At 67.3% G+C, this 1,874-nt stretch carries 1 protein-coding gene and 2 pseudogenes; 2 read left to right on the forward strand and 1 reads right to left on the reverse strand.

Annotation, left to right across the window (positions count from 1 at the left end; translation table 11 throughout):
- The first annotated feature begins 220 nt into the window (after positions 1 to 220).
- Positions 221 to 1,003 (forward strand): transposase family protein, encoded by a 783-nt coding sequence (locus tag ACWD5O_RS37080; protein WP_450088166.1) that lies wholly within the window; start codon positions 221 to 223, stop codon positions 1,001 to 1,003.
- Between the two features lie 167 nt (positions 1,004 to 1,170).
- Here the strand turns inward: ACWD5O_RS37080 and ACWD5O_RS37085 are convergent.
- Positions 1,171 to 1,479: pseudogene (locus tag ACWD5O_RS37085) on the reverse strand (transposase); the annotation flags it as partial.
- Between the two features lie 45 nt (positions 1,480 to 1,524).
- Here ACWD5O_RS37085 and ACWD5O_RS37090 point away from each other — a divergent pair.
- Positions 1,525 to 1,833 (forward strand): annotated as a pseudogene (locus ACWD5O_RS37090) (transposase); the annotation flags it as partial.
- Positions 1,834 to 1,874 lie beyond the last annotated feature (41 nt).

Here is a 1,874-nt window from a genome sequence, read left to right on the forward strand (position 1 = left end):
GCCCCCGAAACCTCGGCGACCACGTCCGCGCCGCGCTCAACCTCACACATTTCGAATACCGGTACCTACCGGATTCTTGTTGAGATCACCTCAGTGAGCCTTTTCCAAGCTGATCATGCAGCTCATTGCCGACGCAGGCAGCCCGGACATCGATGAAGGCGAGGCTCCAGGTAAGACAGCAGTCGACCAAGATCCGATGCCCCGACCGGGAGCCTCGCCTGTGCTGTCTTACCCCTCCACGATCCCCCTGTCCAGCCGGACCCTGACCCACCTGGCCGACCGCATCCGCCAGCACCGTAACCAGCGCCGGTCCCGATGGCGGCGTCTCGCGCCGGGCCGGCAGGCGCTGCTCGCCCTGGCCCACCTACGCAACGGCGACACCTACACCCGGCTCGCTGCCGGGTTCGAAATCGGGGTCGCCACCGCCTGGCGGTACGTGCAGGAAGCGATCGCCCTGCTCGCCGCAGCCGCCGAGGACCTCGCCACGGCGATGCAGCGCATCCAACGCCTGGCGTACGCGATCCTGGACGGCACGCTGATTCCGATCGACCGGATCGCCGACCAGAAGCCGTACTACTCCGGTAAGCACAAGCGGCACGGCGTGAATGTGCAGGTCATCGCCGACGCCGCCGGTCGGCTCGTGTGGGCGTCACCGGCACTGCCGGGCTCGGCACATGATCTGTCGGCCGCCCGCGCCCACGGCATCATCGACGCGCTGACCAGCACGCACGTGATGACCTTCGCCGACAAGGGATACCAAGGCGCCCGCGGCTACGTGCGCACCCCGTTCAAACGGCGCCGGTTCAGGCCGACGCTGTCCCGCCGGCAGAAGGCGGTCAACCGGGCGCACGCGAAGATCCGCGCCCGCGGCGAACGAGCCATCGCCACGCTCAAGACCTGGAAGATCCTGGCCAAGCTGCGCTGCTGCCCACGCCGAGCGACGACGATCGTGCAGGCCATCCTCGCCCTACACCACGTTGAGGCCAGCCGCTACGCAGGATGAAAAGGGCTCACTAACCTCGGTCTTTCATTTGGGCGGCCGTTCATAGCTTCTGATCGATGGAGCCGGTTCGGAATTCGCGCTCCAGTTTCGCCGGCATGCTGACGGCCCGGCGCTGGGCCGGGTTCCTCCGTGTTGATGGTCGGTGCGTGGGGTTGCAGGGTCAGCCGGCGTGGTAGTGCGGCGAGGCGGTTGAACGCGGCGGTCAGATCGTCGGTCCAGGGCCAGTCGGCGGCGATGGCGAGTCGGGTCCGGCGGGCGGTGCGGGTGAGGCGGGCGGCGACGTGTAGCAGTCGGTGACGCAGTTTCTTGGGTTCGGCTCGGGCGAGGTCACCGTCGAGGAGCAGGGTTTGGGTCCAGGCGAGTAGGTCGATGCCGGTCAGGGCCAGTTGGAGCCATGCCTGGTTGATCGCGAACACTCGGGACGGGAACCGGCCGAAGCCGGTGTCCTTGCCGGTGCGGATACGGTCCTTGTCCCGCACCGGGTTTGATGGAGACATCGAAACCTGGGAGGAACACCAGCGATGCCCGCACCGAAGAAGTACAACGATGAGCTGCGTGAGCGTGCGACCCGGTTGGCGGTCGAGGCCCGCCGGGATCCGGCGTCGGCGGTCGGAGCGATCCGGCGGATCGCTGGTCAGCTCGGGGTTCATCTGGAGGCGTTGCGTACGTGGGTGAAGAAGGCCGAGACCGACGCTGGTGACCGTCCGGGCACCACCAGCAGCGACGCGGAACGCCTCGCCGCGTTGGAACGGGAAGTTCGTGAGCTGCGGCGGGCCAACCAGATCCTGAAGTCCGCGGCGAGTTTCTTCGCGGCGGAGCTGGACCGTCCGTCGCGATGAAGGTCGACTTCGTCGACTCCCAGAAGGCCGAA

The organism is Micromonospora sp. NPDC005161 (assembly GCF_053599855.1).